Raw genomic sequence first — 22367 nt, forward strand, 5'->3', positions numbered from 1 at the left:
ATTTTTAGCACTGAAAAATACAAATTATTCAAATTTTTTGAAAAAAAATCACATATTTTTAAGTAAATATATGATTAATTATTAGTATTAATTGGCAACAGCTGTTTTTTCCGTTGCTTCAAATTTAAATTTTTCTGGAATTTCATCCAAACCATTTTTAAATAAATTGGTTTTAAAAACCAAATTTCCATATAACTTTTTAAGTGTTTCGCGATATGAATTTGTTTGTCCGATAGCACCGCCGTAGATTAGATCATATTGTGGAAGGTTATAATCGCCATACAATCCTTGATAATTAAAACCTTCTGACCTAAATGCGGCAGCTAGTCCTGAATTTGTTGCCGCGTTTTTAGAATGGAAAACTCCAATTAACTCATTTTTTTGATTTCTAATAACTGATCCCGATGCGCCGGGTTCTGGGGAGAAATGTCTGGGTGAATATTCTAGTCCAAAGTTAATAAAATAAGACTTTGTTCCATCTTTATTGTTTTTTGTATAAAAATCATCCTTTTTTTCATTAGAAATTTTAGGGAATCCAATAAAAGCATCTAATAATCCTGGCTTATCTCCAAAGGTTCTAAAAGCCAAGTTGCTAGAAAAGCGATTTCCACTTGCTCATTTGAATTGTTCTGGAGTAATTGGAGAATTATCATTTGGTTTAGGGGGTAAACTAGATGATTCGAAAAATGATGATTCTCCATTAATTCAAAGACTTTTCTTAAATCTTCTTGTATTTGGATCATAATCCTTGTCAACATACATTTTAAGTCCCCAATCATTTGTGCTAATTGGATAACCAACAATGTAAAAAGTATCTGAATTTTCTCTTATTGCCTTATTAATGTCTAAACTGTATTTAGCTTTATCATAATTCTTCAAATAGCTTTCAGATAAGAATTTAATATGTCTTTCTTTTTTATCAGCATAGTTATGAGTGATTGCTCTAACTCATTCCTCAACATCTTTAAATTCTGCAGGCTTTGAATTTGATAGTTTTTCAAAATCAATTTCAATAACTGCAAAATCTAGCATTTCTTTAAAATTCTTATATTTTTCCTTTTGATCTGCTACTAGATACTCTGCGGGATCAACCCTTAAAAAATCTTTTGCTTCAAAGACTACATTCGCAGCACCTTTTTCAGCCTTATCTAGTTCTAAATAATAGTTATTAAAGAAATCAGAAGAACGGTCGCCATTTAATAGTGGTAATTTTGTATTAATGCCAACATTATCCTTAATATTCGAAAAAGCAATGTTAATAACCTTATCAGTAAAGGTATCAGCAACATGCATATTTGTTCCAAAATATCATTTGGTTGGGTATTTTTTATCACCACGAATTTGAAAATCCATTGTTCACATGGTACCATGAGTTGACAAAATGTAATTTTGTGAATTATTTTCCTTATTTTTCCTTTCATCAGGTCAATTGAAGGTAACTGAATAAGTATCTAAGGAATAATCCCGATATTTTTCATTTGGAAAAACTCTCGGCACCCCGTATGCCTTATTAACATCATGGTTATAAATATCTGACCAACCCGGTGCTTTTCCCACTTCATTTCCCGTATACAAACTTAGTTTTCTTTTGCCATTCTCCAATTGAGGCAAAGCGAAACCTTTAATTAAGGCATCATTAAAAGTATCTAAATGAAGTTTGTTAGCAATTTCATTGTATTTTTCAATTAATTCAGGATTTCTCTCAATATTTTTTCTTCAATCTTGGGGATTTTTATTTGTGACATAATTTATATACCCACTCAAAAAATTGTCAACATATTTTTTATTATCTAACTTAAACTGGTTATATAAATCCTGATCAATATATTCCTGAAATTTGCTGGGATTCGGAGCAAAACGTTCTTCAAATTTTAGGTCTATAAAACCATCATTGCTTTTTCTGAATCCCGGTATTGTTAAATCCTTATTAATTGAAGTATTTTCATATGATATTTTTAAAGTTAGTGTTAATTCTCCGCTTGAATCATCAGCATTTTTAATATTTTCAACCTCAATTTTAACCTTGTCTCTTAATGAAGGGTCTTCTGCTTTCAATATCACATTTTTGACAGATGAAATACTTGATGCTTTGATTTGCGATTTGTTGCTTTTATATTCATCAAGCTGAACAACATTCAACTGAATTTCATTAAGTTGACGTTTAATTTCTTCAGGGTTTGAAGAATTAATTAATCTATTGTTATCTTCAATTTTATTTTCTTTAACTACTTTGCATGACAATAAAATAAATGGCATAGTAATAACAACTGGCATAAATAAATATTTTTTAAGTAATTTTTTCATAAAATGACCTTCCTATGCCAATTCAATAGCATTATATTCAGTAATATTAAAGCCAGCTAAATCATTAACTAGTGTTTTATCTGACATATTGATTTCAATTTTTGTATCTTTTTTGAAGTTATCCTTACTAAAGTTCAACAAAATCCTTAAATTACTTCTTCCTTCTGGGGTTAATTGTTTGTTTTTTAAATTAGTAACGTTTATTCTTCTAGTTTCAAAACTATTACTAAAGTAAATCTTAGATGGGGGATCAAGATTTGGATTAGTATCTAATATATTAAATTGTGCTTCGTTTAACTCATCGACATCGATGCTAAATACTTTACCATTGTTGTACAAACCAAGTCTTCTTAAACGACGTTTAGTGTTTTCTGGGTCAGTTTCATTTCTTTTGAATTGTAATCCTCTAAGTGATTTTAGTGATTTTACCTTAGTTAAATCTAGACCAGTTGGATAACTATTATTTCTTTCATTATTATCAGGATCTAGTCCTGGACCTAAACTGCCTTGAAATACCGGTTCATTATTTCTAATTCAATAAGCTATTTTAAGACCATCATTAATTCTTTTTAGATCTGGAGCATAATCACTTTCTTCAAATCCAATGCTCTCAAAAGTAACTCTTGAAGTAATTTTAGTATTTGGATTATACTCGCGACTAACATTATAATCAAGATTGTTATATCATGCTACTCCACGGAAAGCATATGGATTAAGTGATCAACTTTCTGATAATGAATTACCTGATGTATAAATGCTTAGTTCATCAATTTTTTTGTTTTCTAAAGCTAAAAGAGCCGCTGTATTTGTACTTTCGAAAAATAATTCTAACTGTGGTAAATGTTCGGGCAAAGCTTTGAAAATTTCGAAAAATTGTTGATTTTTGTCAACTAAACCAATGTTTTTAATACGATATGAAGTTATCTTCTTATTGTGTGATATAAGTTCTTTAATAATCTCTAAAGTTTTTCTATATCCCTTAGGATTTGAAGCATCAATGGTAACAACATAACCACTGTCAATTTTGGTGTCCAACTTAGAATTTGGATCTTTTGTTAACTTTTCAATTTTTATTCCTTCATCTGTTTGGATATTTAGGAATTGAAACTCAGGACTATATGTTTCATCGCTTTTAATTCATCCTTCATAGCTTCCTTCCTCAACGGCATTAGGTGTTCTACCAAAATGACCTGGAATTCCAAAAATTCTCTTTTGAGTATTATCACGTTCATTTCTAGCAATAACGTCATTTAATAGAGGGGAAATTGCACGTGAATCCAATTCACCATTTTCATTAACAAATACATTAGGTTCATTAGCATCTATTACAAAACCTTTGCTTAGGTTTTCTTGGATGCTTGAAGTAACTTTAAACTTGGTGTAGTCTAAGTTCTTAATTAGCTGAATGTATTTATGATTTTTTGCATCCTTTTTTTGCTCTTTAATTTCTTGAATTTCATCATATAGTCTTTGAAATTCTTTTGAGTAAGCATCAAAACCAGGGTCATCATTACCCTTAAATTTCTTTTGATGTTTTTCGAAATTTTTTTCAGCGATTTTTAGTTTTGCATCTAACTCTTTAATGGTCTTTTCATAATAACCTTTAATTTGTTCATCATATATTTCTTGTCCGTGTTTTGTTAGAAATGGTTTTACTTTGTCACCAGCATCAAATAACAACATATATTTTTCAAAGAGATTTTCATAATATGTCTTATTTTGACGAATAATTGCCTTTTCTTGAATTTCATTGTATCCATTTAGCTGATCTAGAACATTTTTAGGTATTTTATTTTTAAAAGCATTTTGAGCATTTGCTTCGTTTTGTTGACGTAGCTCATCAGTAACTTCAATGCTAATTAATTTTCCAAGTGGATTATTTATATAGGGGTCACGGTTAGCTAAATGTTGATATTTGGGTTCAATTTTTCTAGTTATTTTTTTAACCCTAATTTTAATCTTGACACCGTTAAAATCTATTATTCTATCAACAATATCATCTGAAGTAGTATCATCTGGTTGTTTATTTTCTTCTTTTTTATCCTCAATCTCAACATTTGGAATAATTTCTTTTTTCTCAGGTTTCTTTTCTTCTTTTGGTTTCGTTTCCGGAATTTTGTTATTTTCCTGATTAGGCTTATTATCCTTTGGTGGCAATTGCTCTTTATTTATTTCTTTTAAATTACGATCAACAATTGAAGAGTCGGCATCACTAATATTTAAATTATTTTTATTTATAAGGTTTGGTGCAACAGATGATGATGAAATACTTACTAGTTTATTTCTAGAATGAGAATTTAAAATATATAAACCCACTCCGACTGCAACTGCTGAGGCAGCAACTGCCGCAAAAACACCTAGTAATATTTTATTTTTACGTTTTTTAAGAATTCCCATATTATTTCCTCCATCTTCTTTTTGTTTTTGACAAAATGATATATTAAATATAAAAGTTTTATGAAAATATATTATTTTTGTCCCTAAAAACACAAAAGCATCACTTTTTAACTTGAAAAGTGACAAAATGCTTTTTATTTTAAATAATTTGGTTATAGCTTTTAAATAGTTGAGAATTCGATATTTTTTAACTGTTATTTTGTTTTATTAAAATTAAATTGATCTGGAACTGTATTTAGATTGCTAAATAAATTTGTTTGGAAATTACCAGATCCATATTTTTTCATTAATGCTTGTCTAAAAGAATTTGTTTGTTCTTTGCCGCCACCATAGATTAGGTCATATTGTGGTAAATTGTAACTGCCATATAATCCTTGATAGTCAAATCCTTCTGATCTAAATGCTGCAGCAAGACCTGAATTTACGAAACCTTCTTTAGAGTGAAAGACAGCAATTAATTCATTTTTTTGATTTCTTATAACTGAACCAGATGCTCCTGGTTCTGGAGCAAAGTGTCTTGGCGAATATTCTAATCCAAAGTTAATGAAATAGCTTTTTTCACCCTTGTCATTGGTCTTTGTGTAAAAATCATTAGGTTTTTCATTTGATATTTTTGGAAATCCAATAAATGCATCTAATAAACCCGGTTTATCAGCAAAAGATCTAAAACCTAAGTTGCTAGAAAGTCTATCACCATTTTGAAGTTTGAATCTATCTTTTTCGCTAAGATTAGATGTATTTGTCGTATCAAAAAGCGATGGTTCTCCATTAATTCAAAGACTTTTCTTGAATTTTCTAGTATCCGGGTCATAGTCTTTGTCTTGATACATGTCAAGACCTCAATCATTTGTACTAATTGGATATCCAATAATATAGAAATTGTCTTTTTGTTCTTTTATTGCTTCATCAAGATTTAAACTATATTTTGCTTTGTCATAGTTTTTTAAGTATGTTTCAGCTAAAAATTTAATGTGTCTTTTTTGTTGATTAGCATAGTCATGAGTTATTTCTTTTACTCAATCTTCAACAGTGCTAAATTTTTCTGGCTTTGAATCTGCAAATTTTTCGAAATCTATTTCAATAACAGCAAAATCTAACATTTCTTTGTAATCTTTATACTTTGTTTTTTGTTCACCAATTAAGTAATCGGCTGGATCAACACTTAAAAAATCCTTAGCTTCAAAAATTACATTCGCTCCTGCTCTATTAGCATCATTTAATTGTAGATTATACTTATTAAAGAAATCATTATCATTACTTATACCATTAATTAGTGGGATTTTAGTATTCAAACCAACATCTTCTTTAATATTGATTAATCCAATTGTAGTAGTTTTGCTATTAAAGGTATCGGCAACGTGCATATTTGTTCCGAAATATCATTTAGTTGGATATTTACCATCAGTTTTCTTAACAAAATCCATTGTTCACATTGTTCCGTGAGTAGATCTAAAATTATTGTTTGAATTTTCTTCTTTGTTTTTCTTCTCATCAGGCCAAGTAAATGTAACAGAATATGTGTCTAGGGCATAATCTTTATATTTTTGATTTGGAAGAATTCTTGGTACTCCATATGCCTTGTGGTCGCGACCAGAAATGTCAGATCACCCAGGAGCTTTCGCTACTTCTCTTTTATCATATAAATTTAATTTCGTTTCACCATTTTCAGTTTGAGGTAAAGCAAAACCTTTTAGAAGTGCAGTCTCAAAATCATCTAGATGAAGTTCTGCAGCAATTTTGTTATATTTATTAATTAATTCAGGATCTCTTTTAATTTCTTCTCTTCATTTACTAATATTTCCACCTGTTTGAAAATTAATATATCCCTTTAAAAAATTATCAATATATTTTTTATTATCTAATTTGTATTGACCATATAAATCAGAGTTAATATAGTCCTGCAACTCAGCTGTATTTGTTGGTCCTAATCTTTCTTCTAATCCTAAATTTATACTAGGATCTCTATATTGTCTAAATCCTGATACTTCAATATCCTTTTCAATAAAAGTATTATTAAATTCAATTTTTAGCCCAAAAGTTAATGTTCCTCGTTCATCGTTTGCATTTTTTGTGCTTTGAACTGTAATTTTAATTTTATCCTTAAGATCAGGATCTTTAACTTTTATTATAATATCCTCATACTTTACTAAATCAGATGCTTTTAGCTGAGATTTATCAGTTTTATATTCATTAAATTGAACAAAATCAAATGAATTGATATTTTGAAGTTGAGTTTTAATTTCTTCGGGAGTTAAATTTTCATTAATTTGAACCCTTCCTTTTTCAACAGGAGGTTTTTCTTGTTGTTTTGCCACCTTGCAAGCTAGTAAAGCAAATGGTGTTAATAGCACTACTGGTGCAAACAAATATTTTTTAATTGACCTTTTCATTTCATTTCCTCATTTCTTGTGATTTCTTAATTATGCTAATTGAATACCAACGAATTCTGTAACAGAAAAACCAGATAAATCGCTAACTAGTTTAGCATCATTTTTATCAATTTCAATATTAGTACTTCTACTAAAGTTATCAGGACTATAATTAAGCAATATATTTAGATTACTTTTCCCTGAACTGTTTAGATTTATATTATTCTTATTTGTAAGGTGTATTCTTCTAGTTCGATTACCATTGCTAAAGTAAATTTTCGATCTTGGTTGAGCCATTGGATTAGTATCCAAAATATCAAATTGTCCTTCATTCAAATCGGATACATCAATGGTGAAAATTGTATCATCATTAAACAATCCAATTCTCTTTAAACGACGTTTGCTACTATCAGGGTCGGTTGATTCTTTCTTGAACTCTAAGCCCTTTAGAGATTTCATTGAAGGAACTCTAGTAAGATCTAAACCAACAGGATAGCTATTTCCTTTTTCATTATTATCAGGATCTAAACCAGGCCCTAGACCACCTTGGAATATCGGCTCATTATTTCTAATTCAGTAAGCGATTTTAAGACCTTCATTAATTCTATTTAATCCTTGTTTAAAATCGGATTCATCAAAGCTAATGCTATCAAAAGTTATTCGAGAAGTGATCCTTGCATTTTTAGGATAATCAAAACTAACGTTATAGTCTAGATTATTAACTCAGGCAACATTTTTTAGTGCATAAGGATTAATTGATCAATGATCAGCCAATGAATTACCGGTAGTATAAATTGATAGCTCATCGATTAGTTTATTTTCTAGTGCTAGCAGAGCTGAAGTATTGCTACCCTCAAAGAATAATTCTAGTTGCGGTAATTTCTCTGGCAAGGCTTGAAAAATTTCATAAAATGCTTGATTATTATCAGTTAAACCAATATTCTTAATACGATATGAAGTAATTTCTTTTTTATTTTTTATTAAGTCCTGAATCAATTTTAAGGTTTTTGCATAACCTTTTCTGTTAGAAGCATCAATTGTAACAACATATCCCACATTTCTTTTCGTTTCAACTTTGGAGTCTGCTTTTTTGGTTAGTTTATGAATTTTAATACCTTCATCATCTTGAATATGTAGGAACTGAAACTCTTGAGTTTTGGTAACGTCTTCACGATTTCATCCTTCATAACTGCCCTCATTTACTGAATCTGGACTTCTTCCAAAATATCCCGGAATTCCAAAGGCACGTTTTTGTGAATTATCTCTTTCATTTCTTGAAGTTACTTCATTTAAAAGCGGTGATTGAGCATAAGAATCTAAAGTACCGTCTGCATTAATATAAACATTAGGTTCATTTGGACTGATTACTAATCCTTGATGTAGGTCATTATCAAGCCTATCTGACGTTTTCGTAAATTTACTATAATCCAAATTAGCAATTAATTGTGAGTATTTATAATCTTTGGCATCTTGAATTTTATCATCAATTTCTTTAATTTCTAAATCAAATTCCTCAAACCTTTTTGAATATTTATTAAATTCCTCAGTGTATTCTCCGTTTTTATCTCTTTCCTGTGGTTTATTTTTAATATATTCTTCAAATTCAATTTTTTTCTTACGCTTTTCTTCTTGTAACCTGTTAACTTCATCAATATATTTTTGTTTTATATCTTTATCGTAAATAGACATACCGTGTGGAGTTAAAAACTCTTTGACTTTGTCACCGTTATCAAATAATCTTTTGTATTTATCAAATAAATTAATGTAGTATTGAGTTGCGCGATTCTGCCTAATAACAGCTTTTATATCCTTTTCTTGACCAGTTTTAAACTCTTTTAAGATTTCTGGATGAACATTTGATTTAAGAGATGATTGCGCATTACTGCGATTTTTTTGTCTTAATTCTTCAGTAACTTCAACATATAAAATTTTGCCAACAATATTATTTAAATATGGTTCTCGATTTGCCAAGTGTTTGTATTTTGGATCAATTAGACGACCAGGTTTTCTAATTCTTACTTTAACTTTTAATCCCGAAAAAGTAATATAAGTTTCTTCTGAATCATTTAAATCTTCAGCATCTAGTTTAGGCGGTTTAAACTTATCGGTTTCAATTTTTTCAACAATTGGTTTTGGAGTTTGCTTTTCTTCTTTTTCCTTAGGTTTTTCGTCTTTTTTTACTTCAGGTTTTCTAATATCTGGAGCTACGATAATCTTTTCTTCCTTTGGAACGATTTTAGGGGGGATTTCAATTTGCTTAAGATTATTGTCATTAATAGACTGACTAGCATTTTGAATATCTAAATTTTCCTTGTTGATCAATTGCGCATTAATTTCAGATGATGAAATACTAGTAAAATTATTCCGTTTGGAATCGGAATTTAAAAAATATAAACCAGCACCAATGGCAACAGATGTTGTCACAGTTGCAACAATAACTCCTAACAAAATTCTATTCTTACGCTTTTTTAAAAATGACATATCTCTCTCCTTTAGGATTTATAAAAATATCCCATATATACTAATCTTATCTTATTTGGAATACTAAATTATACATATAATTTAATTTTTTGAAAAAAATAAAATAACTGATGTCAAAAAGTGAAAAATTTAATAACTTTTTGTTGATTTTGTTTGCTTTTTTCTATGAATTAGATTTTTAGAATGACTAAGTATAGCAAAATTCTTAGGAGTTTTATCATTAAAGTTAGTAACATATATACGAAAAAAACTAACAATTTTTCACTCGATAAAAGTCATTCCTTGCAAGTAAAATATAATAAAAAATATGATAGAAATTAATCTACCATATAATTTTTTAACATTTTAAAAATTCAATTTACTTAGTTTTTAGTTTTTTGGTGAGGTTTTCGGTGCATCTTTTAGAAGCATCAAATTTTCATTTAGCTTACGTAGTTCATCTAACATCATTTCTTGATGTGAAATTGGAGCTGGTTGCTCTTCTTCAATCGGCATCTTCTTAGCTTTGGCATATGCCATTCTATTTCTTATTAAAAAGACTGTTAATAGTCCAAAGAAAATAAAGATTGAAACTATTATAAATTGCAGTAATGCTGCTAAGAATTTACCAATATATATACCACCAACAATTTTTCCATCAACAACCTTTTGTCATAATATTCAATCTTGAACACTAACGTCAATTGCTCTTGTGATAGCAGACATAATTACGTCAGTTGCTAATGATGATATTACCGCACCAAATGATGCACCTAACAGTAGTCCGATCGCTAGCATAAACATATTGCCACGAATAACAATATTTTTTGCATCGACATAAGACTTCTTAACATAGTGCTTTTTTTCGTCTAATTCTCTTTTTGTCATGCCTTAATTATAAATAAGTTTTAAAAAAATATCCACAAAGGCGGATATTTTTATTTTTGTTCTACTCCCTTTGGGGACTAATTGCTACGAAAAACAAACCAAATGAAGGTAGTACAGGTACTGGGAATAAGATTGTAGCAATAATCAACAATGCCCTTCCAAGCGCTTGGCCTTTTCAAGAAGCTAATGATATAACAATAATAGCTAATATATAACAAATTGCCCAAACACCAATGCCTGCGGCAATTAGTATTGCATATAGCATAATCTCGGGTTTAGTTCATAAATATTTAACCATTTGGAGAACCGCTTCACCAGGTTCGGTTTTGAACAATGTTTGATTTTCTGATATAAATTCTTTAATATCTTCGAACATAAAGTAAATTCCGATTCCAATTAAAGCTGCTCCGACTATTCTCAGTAGCATAGTAAATATTGCTAGTGATCTTTCTCCGCCAAATTTTTTCTTTGTTTTCATAACATTAATTATAATAAAAATCATTTTAATGTTATTAATTTCTTAAATTTGTTAAAATTTTTAATTATTGTTCGATTACTTTTAATAATAAATAATAAAAAATATATATTGAAGGGAAAAATTATGAAACCAACAAAAATTTTTGGACTCGGAGGAATGCAAGAAATAGGAAAGAGTACTTTAATAATAGAATATGACCAACATATTTTCATTATTGACACTGGTATTAAATTTTGTGATTCTTTTGTAACCGGAATAAATGGATCGATTCCAGATTTTACCTACCTAGCAGAAAATCAAGATAAAATTGAAGGACTTTTCATAACACATGGGCATGAAGATCATATCGGCGGGGTGCCGTATTTGGTCCAACAAGTTGATATTAAACGCATTTATGCCCCTAGAATCGCAATCCAATATTTAAAGTTAAAATTTGATGACTTAAAAATCAAGAAAAACATTGAATTTTTTGAAACAGAAAAGGATGCTGTGTGAAATTTTGGAGATTGTCAGGTAGATTATTGAACCGCACAGCATTCGATTCCTGATGCCTTTGGAATTAGAATTAAAACGCCAAATGGTTCACTTATGATGACTGGTGATTTTCGGTTTGATTATACACCAATTGGAAATTTAACTGATTTTTCTAAGCTTAAACAAATTGGTGATGAGGGGCTAGATGTACTTTTTTCAGATTCAACTAATGCTATGCGTCCTAATCACTCTCCATCAGAAAGTGATATTTTAAAAGATATTAAAAAATACATGCTAAAAGCAAAAAAGAAAATTATTGTTACGGCTTTTGCCTCTAATTTAACTAGAATAAAAGCTATCATTGAACTTGGAGCTGAACTTAAGAAAAAAGTTATTGCCTTTGGACGTTCAATGGTTGACAATATTGATATTGGTAGAAGATTGGGTTATATTAATGCTCCCGATGAAATTTTCATTGACAAGAAAAACTTATCCAAATACGATGAGGAAGAGCTTCTAATTTTAACAACTGGATCACAAGGCGAAGAGCTTGCTGGTTTAGCAAAAATGTCATACGGAAAACATCCAAACATCACTATTAAACCAAAGGATACAATTATCTTCTCTTCAAGCCCAATTCCTGGTAATCGTTCAAAAATTGAACTACTTGTCAATCGACTATACAAATTAGGAGCTATTATTAGAGAAAATGGAATAGATGGTTATCTTCATACTTCAGGACACGCTTATAAAGAAGAACACCTTAAGATTTTTCAATTAACAAAACCTAAATACTTTATGCCATACCACGGTGAATATAGAATGAGTGTTGTCCATGGATATACTGCAACTGAAGCTGGAGTTGATCCAAAAAATGTTATTGTGGCCAAACTAGGTGATGTTTATTATCTAGAAAATCACAAAATTAGGTTGTCAGATGAAAAAGTTTATTTTGGACCTGTTTTTATCGATGGCACCGTCTTATCTAAATCTAACTCTCAGATCTTAAAAGAGCGCATGGAGCTAGGGGAAAATGGCTTTTTAAATGTTATTATTGCAATTAACAAAGAAAAAAATATCATTCTTGGTAAGCCTAGAGTTGTTTCTAGAGGAGCATTTTTTGTGAAGAACTCTCTTCACTTAATTGAAGAAGTAAAAAGAATTGTTCATGGTGCAGTATTGTATACAATAAAAAATTCAACTGATTGAACAGTCCCACAACTCAAACAATTAATAATTGACCGTTTAGCACCATTTTTCTACAAACAAAAACGAAGAAACGTTGTAATTATTCCAACGATTCTATTCGCAGACAAAACATCGACTGATGTTGATATTAAAGATAGTGAAAATAACTCAAAATCTAAAGAAGTAGAAAACAAAAGCAAAAAAAATAATAACTCCAAAACTGGTAATAACAAGACAAAATCAACAAAATCAAACAAAAAATCAACAAATATAAACAATAATCCTAAAAATAACAGCTCTAAGAAATCTACTAATAAAAATAAAAAATCTCCCGTAAATAGCAAAAGAGTAACAGTAGAAAAGAGCGAATAAAAAACTTCCAAGCCTTTAACAGGGCTTGGTTTTTTATAGAACTTCGATTAAATATTGAATAATCATTTTGCGAATAATACTGCCGTCATAAGGTGAACATGAATCAGCGAAAGAAATATAAGTGCTATTAAGTCAGAAAAGGGAATTAAGTAAAGAAAGGGGCTTATTATTTGAACTATGAAAAGTACATAGAAATCCTCCACGATGAAATTCAAAATCAACCAGGCGGTCTTTCCGCCCACATTCTACACATCCATCAAAACGTGGAGCTATTCCCTCTATAATCATTAGTTTATAGAGCAGATATGAAATAGTTTTATTCTTCTCTTCAGCAAGATATTCGATATATTCAGAATATTCATCAATAATTAGCTTAGTCTTAGTTGATGTTATCTTACTAAAAAAATATTTAATATCATCATATTCCTGTTTTAGCATAATATTGATAGGAATTTGCTTAATTAGGGTGGCGCGTTTTAGTCGCGGCATTAAATTTGATCTTTTGCTAGTTATTATTTCTAAATCAACTAATGAGTATAGCTGCAGGTTAAGATTATTTTTAGAAGCTGCCTTTCGCACACCAGGAGCAAAAATATTAATTCTGCCACGCTCTGACAGCACACTTACAATTTCATCGAATTCGTTTATCTCCTGACGATTTAAAATAATTCCTCTTGTCTCATATTCCATATATAAAAATTGTAATATAAAAAAATTGGTGCTAACACCAACTTTTTAGTATATTATTCATCATATGTAGGAATAACGTGGATATGTGTCCTAAAGACAGATTGTCCAGCAGATTCATTATTATTCATTTCCAATTTGAAGCCTGAAGCTCCTAATTTATCGGTTTGTTCAATTGCTAATTGTTTAACAATTTCCATTAAATAAGCTAAATCTTCTTTCTTAATGTCATATAAATTTTTTGAATATTTTTTAGGAACAACAAGGAAATGACCTTTGCTAACTGGATCAATATCTAAAAAAGCAATCGTCTTGTCATCTTCATAAATAATTGTGGCCGGAATATCTCTGTCAATAATTCGCTGAAATGTATCTCGTTCTATCATAAATTGTCCTATGCTAATCCTTCTACTTTTAAGGCATCTAAAACATCTTGATTAATGTTTTGTAAGTTAAATCTGAAGCCTAATTCTTTAAAATATTTCACTGCTTCTCTAAATAGAGATGCTGTGTTTGCAGCAATAATATTATTTGCAATAATTACTTGTTCTTTTTCATTTGATCATGGGGTTAAATCAAATGAAAATACTTTTCTTTCCACATCTTTTTGTTCAGCATCTTTAAATTTCTTGTTGGTATATAAAGGCGCTACTTTAACAACATAATGCGCTTCAATTTTGTTATCCTTAACAACATCAACCGAAGTTGGATATTTATCTAGATTATACTCTGGTAGTTGATCCATACCCTTAAATGTTTTTGATGTCGCATTGTATTCAAGTTTTGATTTGAAGTCATAGAAATGACGGTTAGGAAGTTCTCTCACTGAAAGTTGCATTGGTACAGTTAGCGCTTGACCATCAAAAGTAATTGTACCCTTTTGTTCAAACTGAAGTGTGTAACTATCACTACCGACTTTGATTTGCTTAGTGTAAATTGATTTATTTGTTGAATCTTGAGTTAAGCCTTCAAATGTAAAGTCGCCACTGTCAAAAGAAGTTAATTTATCGGTTTGTGCCTTAGTATTAAGTGCAGCAGTTTCTATTATTTTTGGATTGTTTTTTTCTTGTGCTAGAATTTTTGAAAATTTAAAACTGTCTTGTGAATAAACAATGTTATTTTTTGGATCTAGAAAACCAAAAATCGATGATAAATCATTTTGTAGACTAGTTAATGAGGTTGATAGATCACCGGCATTAATAGCATTTTTAATAAATCCTTTGTATGCTCTTAGGTTCTTAAGATCAAAATTCTCAGCTGAACCTGTCATAATTAAATGATCATTGGCTGAAGCGGTTGGATTAAATTCAAACTGTTCTATGCCAGATGGCTGATATTTAGCTAGGTTATTAAAATCATTAAATGAAGAAATATTGGCTTGACCTAATCTTAGATTCATATCACGATCATCAGTAAATGACCAAGATTCTATCATTGGATTATCAACTAAATATTTAAGTAAGTATAAGTTATCGTCAGCAAAGTTAAAAGAATTATATAAATCTCTTTTTGAAGTTGGGGTATCTTTTTTGTCAATTTCAGCTTTCATTGATAGTTGATATTTATCTAAACCATTTTCATTATTAGCTAGTTTCTTATATTCTGTTCTATCCTTTAAAAAGTAAATTTGAATTAAAAGCATTTTTTCTAACTCTAAACGAATGCTATTGGTAATAACATCAGAATTTTTTAGGATAAAGTTTAGTTGTTGATCATCTGGAATGGCATAAGGTGTTGGGTCAAAAGAGTTTGTGTCAACATTAGCATTAATAAATTGTGACTTTAAATTTCAGAAAAATTGGGGATCCTCTTTTAATTTTGCTGCTGCATAATATTTAAATAATTCTTTTGTTTTAGCATTTAGAGATGATGTTGTAGTATCTGTCATTAAAAATAAAATTGGATCTTTTTTAGCTTCATCACTATTTGCTAATTTTAGTTCATCTTCATAAAAAGCTTCTAAATAATTATCAGCAATTTTAGTAATGATTTTATTTTTAGTGATTGTTTCCTTTAATATTCTTGATTGGTATCCAGCGTTAACACCGTCTTCAGTTTTATTGGTACATGAAGCGGCCAAAGCTAAAATAGGTAATGCTGCAAGTGGAGCAGCACCGAATAAAAATTTTAATTTCTTTTTCATCTTTGCCTTTCTTATATATCCTTAATAAAGTCAACAATTGTATTGAATAGATAATCAAGAATATCTTTTTGACTATGTGGTTCAAGAGTAAATTTACCACTTTGAGAGTCAAATTTATAATCTGAGTAAACATTTGAGTTAATTTGTTTAGTAACGTAATCTTTAATTTTATTTGCTTTATCATTGATTAAAGCGAATTTCAGAGTTTCATTTAATGATTTTTGATAACTTAGTGCTTTTTCAATATCATCATCGGTGAATTTTTTGGTTTTATCATCAATGGTTTTATATTCTTGTTGCTTAATATAGTTTTTAAATTCATCTTGTTTTAATAAATCATTAACGGTGTAATCCTTTGTTAATATTTCGTCAAAAATCGTTGATAGATTAAATAGCTCAGAAACTAGAGTATTTGAATATTTAGCTTTTGATTTAATTGCTAAATCATTTCTTATTAATCTTTTAATGACTGCTTCGCTATCTAATTTAAATAAATTTTGAATTTGAATTCCAGTTTCACCAACTAAAACATATTGGTCTTCAGAAGTTTTGATAATGGTTGAAACTTTATAACCATTATTGGCATCACCGAATGAGTTTCTAAATGCTTCACCAAATTTTCTCGCAAATGTTTTGTCTTCCATATCATTAATAAATTTAGCAATGGCGTCATTATAAGCTGCAAATTCAGCAACATAATTATCTGATTTAGATTTTTCTACTGATTGCATTTCTAAAATATTTTTGAATGTTTTACTTTGTCCATTATAAGTAAAAGTATTATTTCCAAATAATTTAATTAAGTTATCTTTTAAATTTTTAAATAGGTTATTTTCGCTCTTAAATTTAAATATTCCCTTATTGTCATTAGCATCGCCTAGCAACATCGATAGAAGTGGAATGTAGTCTTTAGCATCAGCAGCTCTTAAATGTGAAGTAATATCTTCAAAGCCTTTTGATCCATATTTATCAGCCATTTTGGCATCAGAGGCAACATATTCAATTAATTTTTTATCATTTTGAGCTTTTAGTTCATCATCTGCTGAAATATTTTCTTTTTTAAGAAGAGTCGAAAGACCTTCAAAGCCACCAAGTAAGTCAACTCCTAAAGCAATTTTAACTTTATTATCTTTTTGTGGATAAGCTGAGAATTTTAGAAGTTTAATAACTTCTTCTTTAGTTACTACCCATGGGTTTTTAGCATCTTTAAAATCAGGGTGAGCAGTTAATGAAAGTGTTGAAATAATTGATTGCTTCTTTTGAATTCATGGAGCAATAAAATGACTTGGATTTTTTAATTCCTTAATAAATGAACGAGTCACGAACATTGGAATTTTAACCTCATCTTTAGGGTTAGTTTTAATTTCAACGTCACCTTCTTTAGGTAGCACATAGTTTTCATTTTCAATGGCAAAAGGCAATGTAATAGTCTCACCTTTTTTAGCAATATCTTTTCTTTCACCATTATAAGTGTAGTAAACATCTTTGTTAGCAATAATTCCGTTTTTAAGTTCAGAGTATGAAAAGTCTGAATTAACTTCAGTTTTATATCTACGAAAAGCATGTTCATTTAGTCGTTGAACAACTTTGAATTCAATTGCTGCTTCTTTGGTTTTTGATTCACCATATTCTTTAGTAGCAATTTGTTCCAAAAATTTTTCTCTTCATAATTTTTCTAGACCATATTGATCTTGGAATTTTTTTTCTAAATCATTAATTTTTGAAGTTTCTTCTTGACGAACTTTGTCAACTGATGGCAAGGCAAAAGTTTTTTCATCAGATTTAGCCTTATCAGCATTATAGACAGCTTCATATCATAGAGATCCTTCATATTCTTTTTCATATAAATATTTAGTTAAATTACTTTCAACTCCATCAGAAACATTTTTACTTGCATTTAATCTTTCATGAATTTTGTCAACATCACCTCAACTAATAATTTTATTTTTATTTCCTGGTGAAATAATGTCCAAAATTGGAGAATTTTCTTGCAAAATTGGCGAAGGTTTTGGTAAAGATTTTTGCGCTTGAAGAAGAGGAACGGCTATTCCTGTTGCAACGATAGCCGAAAGAGCAGTACCTCAAAAAGTACCTCAAAGAATTCTTTTTCTTTTAATCTTTTGTTCGGTTGTTTCAATTTTTTTATTTTTTCTTAACATAATTTTCCTTCCAATTAATAAATAATATTTTACCATTTTTCAAAATTATGTCATTGCAATAATGAAAGTAATAATCTATAATTAATAATTATGAACAAAATATTTCAAGAAAAAAATCGAATTTTAGAGGAGTTTGCCAATCTTTGTCAGCAAAATTCCATTTGATATAGCATGGATAATCACAGTTTACTGGCAATTTATAGCTCGGAAAATTGAGATGACGAGAAAGATCACCATGATGTAATGATGAGCTTTGAAGCTTATGAAAAACTAAAAGTAATTGCTCCAAACCGAATTATTGACTCAACAATGCATTCAGAATATTATTCTGCACAAAATAAATTTGTCGATGATAACCAAGATTTATACAAAGAACAGCCCTTTATTAACATCAATTTAATTGTTCCAACCAAGGTAAAAAATATCAAAAAATACATTAGCTGGTCTAACAAAATAAGAAGCAACATTGCTTATTATTCAACATGAACTGAAAGCAATATTACTAAATATAACAACAAAATTAAGATGGCAAAATTTTTAAAATTATTCTTTAATCCAATTAACTACAAAGATATAATTAACATTTTATACACTGAGGATTTCGAAGGTTTCATTGTTACTGAAAATCCAATTACGAAAAATGCAACTTACAAATGACTTTCGAATTTAAGCTACGATGTTCAAAAAGAAATACTTAATAATATTGAAGTCTATGTCATCCAAGAATATGATCAATATCTAAGAAACTTATATGGGCAAAAATATCAGATTTCCAAACCTAATTTATCTTCATATTTTCATAAAAATATTATTGAAATAGTTCGAGAGGAAAATCAATTCGAAAGTGAAAATGAAGAGTAAAAAAACAGCACCACGGCTGTCTTTTTTTTATTCAACACTAGTATATTGTTTTCCGCGGTGATATAGATTTTTCTTGCGAAGAACGTAAATTACCGTGAAAACAATAAAGTTTGAAAAGGCTAGAATTGAAAAAATTATTCAAAATGCATACATCAATTTATGTTTTGTTAATCCAATAGAATTAACATAGTCATTTAAACTTACCTTTACACCAATTCCTAAAATCGTTGCCGTTACTAAGAAAGCATAAGTTATAAACATGGAAATCATTCAGTTTTTATTTAGTTTTCTTAGGAACATTAAAATTGTAACTGTTCAAGTATATGCTAGTGCAAAAAATCCGAATATTAGCAGTACCGTAGTTCAACCTTCATCAAGCATTTGTTCCTCCTAAATTTAATAGATAAAACAATTATATATTAAAATCTCCACAAATTAAGGTAACATTCAAAGTTAAAATTTTTATGCAGTAATTATGACCTTTTTTCATAAACGCGTTTTTTTATATATGGCAATTTAAGAAATTTAAAAAATTTATTCTTTAATATATTTTTTTAATGCTAAATAAAATATTTTAGTTCAACAATTTAAAAGAAAAAATAATTATTCGGAATTATAGGCATTTTTATTATATTCAATTGTATCACTTGTGTTTTTATGCTAACATTAAATAAACTAATATTACCAAATTAAATAATTAGCTAATATTTATTTAATATGAAATAAATGTAAAGGTCATTACAACCTGTAATCATAAATATAATAGAAAGAACCCAAATTAAAATGAAAAAACAAAAGAAATTAATATTTTCTCTGGCTGCACCAATAGCCACTGCTATTGCCATGCCATTAATTGCAGCAGCATGCACAAATGAAAAAGATACTAATAATGAAATTTCTTCTTTAAACCTTACATATAAGGGTAAATTTGACGGTGAAGATTCATTTTCAATGCATAAAATAGAAATTGATGATGTTAATAACTTTAATATCATCCCATTAGAATCACAACTAAAATTTAATGACAAAACTGTGTTTGCAAAATTAGTAGTGCACAGCAAAAATAGTGATAAATACTACAATATGTATGTTAAATTTGTAAATAATGACAATGCTGTCATTGTCAACAAAATTGAAAAATCTGAATATGATAGTGTTCAAAATCAACAACAAAAGCATCATAATAAAAAAGATGGAGAACAAGAACAGCATAATAAAAAAGATGAACAAGATAAAAATGAGCAGCAAGATGATAATGAAGAATATTTAAATAGAGAAGAATTTGAAAAAATTGCTAAATTTAGCTATGTCAAAAATAGTTTGTCAGATTTAAACAATAACTCAATCAAATTGATAAATATTTCAGGTTACAAACACGTTGTACAAGATATTATAAATTTAAATACCCCAGATGAACCAAAAGCTGTTATAAAAATTGAAATACAAAAAAATAATAGAAAAATTTTTGATGTTTACTTGGAGCTTGTTGATTATGAGCTTGGACAAAAATCAAGAGTTTCATTTATAGATGAAGAAGTTTTTAATGAAGTTGCAACTAATTATAAAGAAATAGAAAATCAATTTAAAGATAAGGCTATAATTTCATACTCAGGAATTTTAGATGATGATAATGAATTTAAAAAAGAAAATGTTACATTAAATAAAATTGAAGGGTTTTTAAATAATCCTAAAAGTATAAATTGAAGTAAAAAGCAGTCACTTATTTTGAGCAAAATGACAATAAAAAAACAAAATGGACCATTCATTACAGTATATATAAAATTTCCACTAAATTCTAATAATCCTAACGGGGAAATTATAACAAGGAACAACTATGAAACTTTGGATAGTGGAGCAAACGAATATTTAGAAAACAAAATTCCAGATGATTTTATAAATAATGCAAAATTTTCATATGATGGAAATTTAAATGAAGGAATAGAATTTGATAAAACAAAAATTAACTTGAATGGTGTAAGTAAATACTCTTATGAAATTTATGATAAAAACTTTTTAAGAGAATTCAAAGGTGACAAAAAAAGATTTTATGTTGCCAAATTAGATTTTAAAAGAAATTATAATTATCAATTCAAAGTATATGTAAAATTTGTTCCAATTGATAACGATAATTTAGATATAAAGATTATTAACAATGAAGAATATAATGATCTAATTGAAAAAGACCAACAGAAATTTAATGAAAAAATAAATGATTTCTTAAAGGTGGCTAAGTTTTCATATTCAGAGAACTTAAGTAATGGCAGTTTCAATCAACAATATATTAAATTAGAAAACGCAGATAATTACACTCATTTTTTTAGCCCTAATGATTTCGCAATAGAAGTAAACAAAGGATCAGAAAAATTTTTCATTGCTAGAATAAATGTTATTAGAAACGATAGTGATGAGCCATTTTACATTTATGTAAAATTTTCATCAACCAAAAGTAAGCCAAAAGGAGAATTTATAAGTTATATTTATGATTCATTATATCAATCTAGAGAAAATTACAACTTACAATTAAGACAGGAATTCGAGAAGAATGCTAAGTTTACGTACAAAGGTAATATTGGTGTAGATGATAAAATCAAGTATAATAACCTTATCTTAAATAATTCAGACAATTATGAATTTAAAATTAATAATTATCACAAATTACAATACTCAGATCCTTTGAAAAAAATCTATGTTGGTATTATTGATGTAATAAATAAAAATGGAAAAAAATTCCCTGTTTATGTAAAATTCACCACAGGAGAAGATAATGTTGAAGGCGAATTTATAGATGAAAATAATTTGGATTTACTAATGACAAAAGACAAAATGGAATTGGGACATTTGAAACGGGAATTCGAAAAAAATGCTAGGTTCACATACTCCGGCAATTTAAGTGATGAAAGCAAATTCACTCCAAAAAATATTGAATTTAGCGAAACAAATGAACATACACATGAGATTCATTATGCATGATTTTTCGGCAATAAAACGAACTCAGAAAAATTTATTATTGTTAATGCGATTGTTAGAAACAAACAAGATAAAAGTTTTTGGACATATATAAAATTCCAACTCGATAATGACAAAAATGAGGGAAAAATTGTAAGTAAAAATTATTGAGATAGATATATGAAAGAGGAAATAAAATTTCAAAAAAGATTGGAATTAGAATTCATGAGTAGAGTTTCACTTTCATATTTAGGTGACTTAAGCAATGGTAAAACTTTTAGTGCAGATCGAATTATATTTAGTAGTGAAAAAGGCTATGAATATGAAATTGACGATGACTCAATAAAAGAAGTTAATAATGGCCCTGAAAAATTTTTCGCTGTTCAAATTAAAATTAAAAATTATAAAGGGGAGAGATTCTATGTCTACGCAAAATTCCTGCGAGCCAAGGACAATATTATCGGAAAATTCATCTCTTCAAATTATTATTATAGTTTAAACAATCAAAAATATTAAGTGTTAAATAAAAGTTAAAAATAGTAATCTAGAATTCAAATGTAAAAACGTTTGAATTTTTATTTGTAGTGTTATTTTATTTTAATTATTTGCAAATTGTAACAATATTAATATTAAAATTCGAA

The 22367-nt window shown here is 28.5% G+C and carries 14 protein-coding genes; 3 read left to right on the forward strand and 11 right to left on the reverse strand.

Features of this window, described 5'->3' with window-relative positions:
* Nucleotides 1–87 precede the first annotated feature (87 nt).
* The 6 genes from mip (HGG64_RS00855) to HGG64_RS00880 form a co-directional block, all read right to left on the reverse strand.
* Nucleotides 88–2304 (reverse strand): Ig-specific serine endopeptidase MIP, encoded by a 2217-nt coding sequence (mip, locus tag HGG64_RS00855; RefSeq protein WP_169580088.1) that lies wholly within the window; start codon nt 2302–2304, stop codon nt 88–90.
* 12 nt (nt 2305–2316) lie between these two features.
* Nucleotides 2317–4701 (reverse strand): putative immunoglobulin-blocking virulence protein, encoded by a 2385-nt coding sequence (locus tag HGG64_RS00860; RefSeq protein ID WP_169580089.1) that lies wholly within the window; start codon nt 4699–4701, stop codon nt 2317–2319.
* Between the two features lie 194 nt (nt 4702–4895).
* Complete coding sequence (gene mip, locus HGG64_RS00865; RefSeq protein WP_169580090.1) at nt 4896–7091, reverse strand: Ig-specific serine endopeptidase MIP; 2196 nt, start codon at nt 7089–7091, stop codon at nt 4896–4898.
* A 30-nt stretch (nt 7092–7121) separates the two neighbouring features.
* Nucleotides 7122–9551, reverse strand: coding sequence for a putative immunoglobulin-blocking virulence protein (locus tag HGG64_RS00870; RefSeq protein WP_169580513.1), 2430 nt, complete (start codon nt 9549–9551; stop codon nt 7122–7124).
* A gap of 369 nt (nt 9552–9920) precedes the next feature.
* Entirely contained in the window at nt 9921–10418 is a 498-nt protein-coding gene (locus HGG64_RS00875; protein ID WP_169580091.1) for an MscL family protein, read from the reverse strand.
* Between the two features lie 61 nt (nt 10419–10479).
* Nucleotides 10480–10896, reverse strand: coding sequence for a hypothetical protein (locus HGG64_RS00880; RefSeq protein ID WP_169580092.1), 417 nt, complete (start codon nt 10894–10896; stop codon nt 10480–10482).
* Between the two features lie 123 nt (nt 10897–11019).
* Here HGG64_RS00880 and HGG64_RS00885 point away from each other — a divergent pair, with 123 nt between their 5' ends.
* A complete protein-coding gene (locus HGG64_RS00885) occupies nt 11020–12930 on the forward strand; it encodes a ribonuclease J (protein WP_169580093.1) in 1911 nt (636 codons plus the stop codon).
* A 33-nt stretch (nt 12931–12963) separates the two neighbouring features.
* Here HGG64_RS00885 and recO read toward each other — a convergent pair whose 3' ends face one another.
* The 4 genes from recO to HGG64_RS00905 are packed head-to-tail and all read right to left on the reverse strand — an operon-like array spanning nt 12964 to nt 17919.
* Nucleotides 12964–13620: a DNA repair protein RecO gene (recO, locus tag HGG64_RS00890; RefSeq protein WP_169580094.1), complete on the reverse strand. Its 657-nt coding sequence runs from the start codon at nt 13618–13620 to the stop codon at nt 12964–12966.
* A 53-nt stretch (nt 13621–13673) separates the two neighbouring features.
* Complete coding sequence (gene hinT / locus HGG64_RS00895) at nt 13674–14003, reverse strand: histidine triad protein HinT (RefSeq protein ID WP_205518301.1); 330 nt, start codon at nt 14001–14003, stop codon at nt 13674–13676.
* Nucleotides 14004–14011: 8 nt separating this feature from the next.
* The gene (locus HGG64_RS00900; RefSeq protein WP_169580095.1) at nt 14012–15760 is read right to left on the reverse strand and encodes a HinT-interacting membrane complex lipoprotein P60; all 1749 of its coding nucleotides are present in this window, start codon (nt 15758–15760) and stop codon (nt 14012–14014) included.
* Nucleotides 15761–15771: 11 nt separating this feature from the next.
* Nucleotides 15772–17919, reverse strand: a complete 2148-nt coding sequence (locus HGG64_RS00905) for a HinT-interacting membrane complex protein P80 (RefSeq protein WP_169580096.1) — start codon at nt 17917–17919, stop codon at nt 15772–15774.
* A 90-nt stretch (nt 17920–18009) separates the two neighbouring features.
* Between HGG64_RS00905 and HGG64_RS00910 the strand changes: the two genes are divergently transcribed.
* Nucleotides 18010–18780: a LicD family protein gene (locus HGG64_RS00910; RefSeq protein ID WP_169580097.1), complete on the forward strand. Its 771-nt coding sequence runs from the start codon at nt 18010–18012 to the stop codon at nt 18778–18780.
* A gap of 27 nt (nt 18781–18807) precedes the next feature.
* Here the strand turns inward: HGG64_RS00910 and HGG64_RS00915 are convergent, their stop codons facing one another.
* Nucleotides 18808–19161 (reverse strand): hypothetical protein, encoded by a 354-nt coding sequence (locus HGG64_RS00915; RefSeq protein ID WP_169580098.1) that lies wholly within the window; start codon nt 19159–19161, stop codon nt 18808–18810.
* 402 nt (nt 19162–19563) lie between these two features.
* Between HGG64_RS00915 and HGG64_RS00920 the strand changes: the two genes are divergently transcribed.
* Complete coding sequence (locus HGG64_RS00920) at nt 19564–22242, forward strand: hypothetical protein (protein WP_169580099.1); 2679 nt, start codon at nt 19564–19566, stop codon at nt 22240–22242.
* Nucleotides 22243–22367 lie beyond the last annotated feature (125 nt).

The organism is Mycoplasma phocoeninasale (assembly GCF_012934885.1).
Taxonomy (GTDB): domain Bacteria; phylum Bacillota_I; class Bacilli_A; order Mycoplasmatales; family Metamycoplasmataceae; genus Metamycoplasma; species Metamycoplasma phocoeninasale.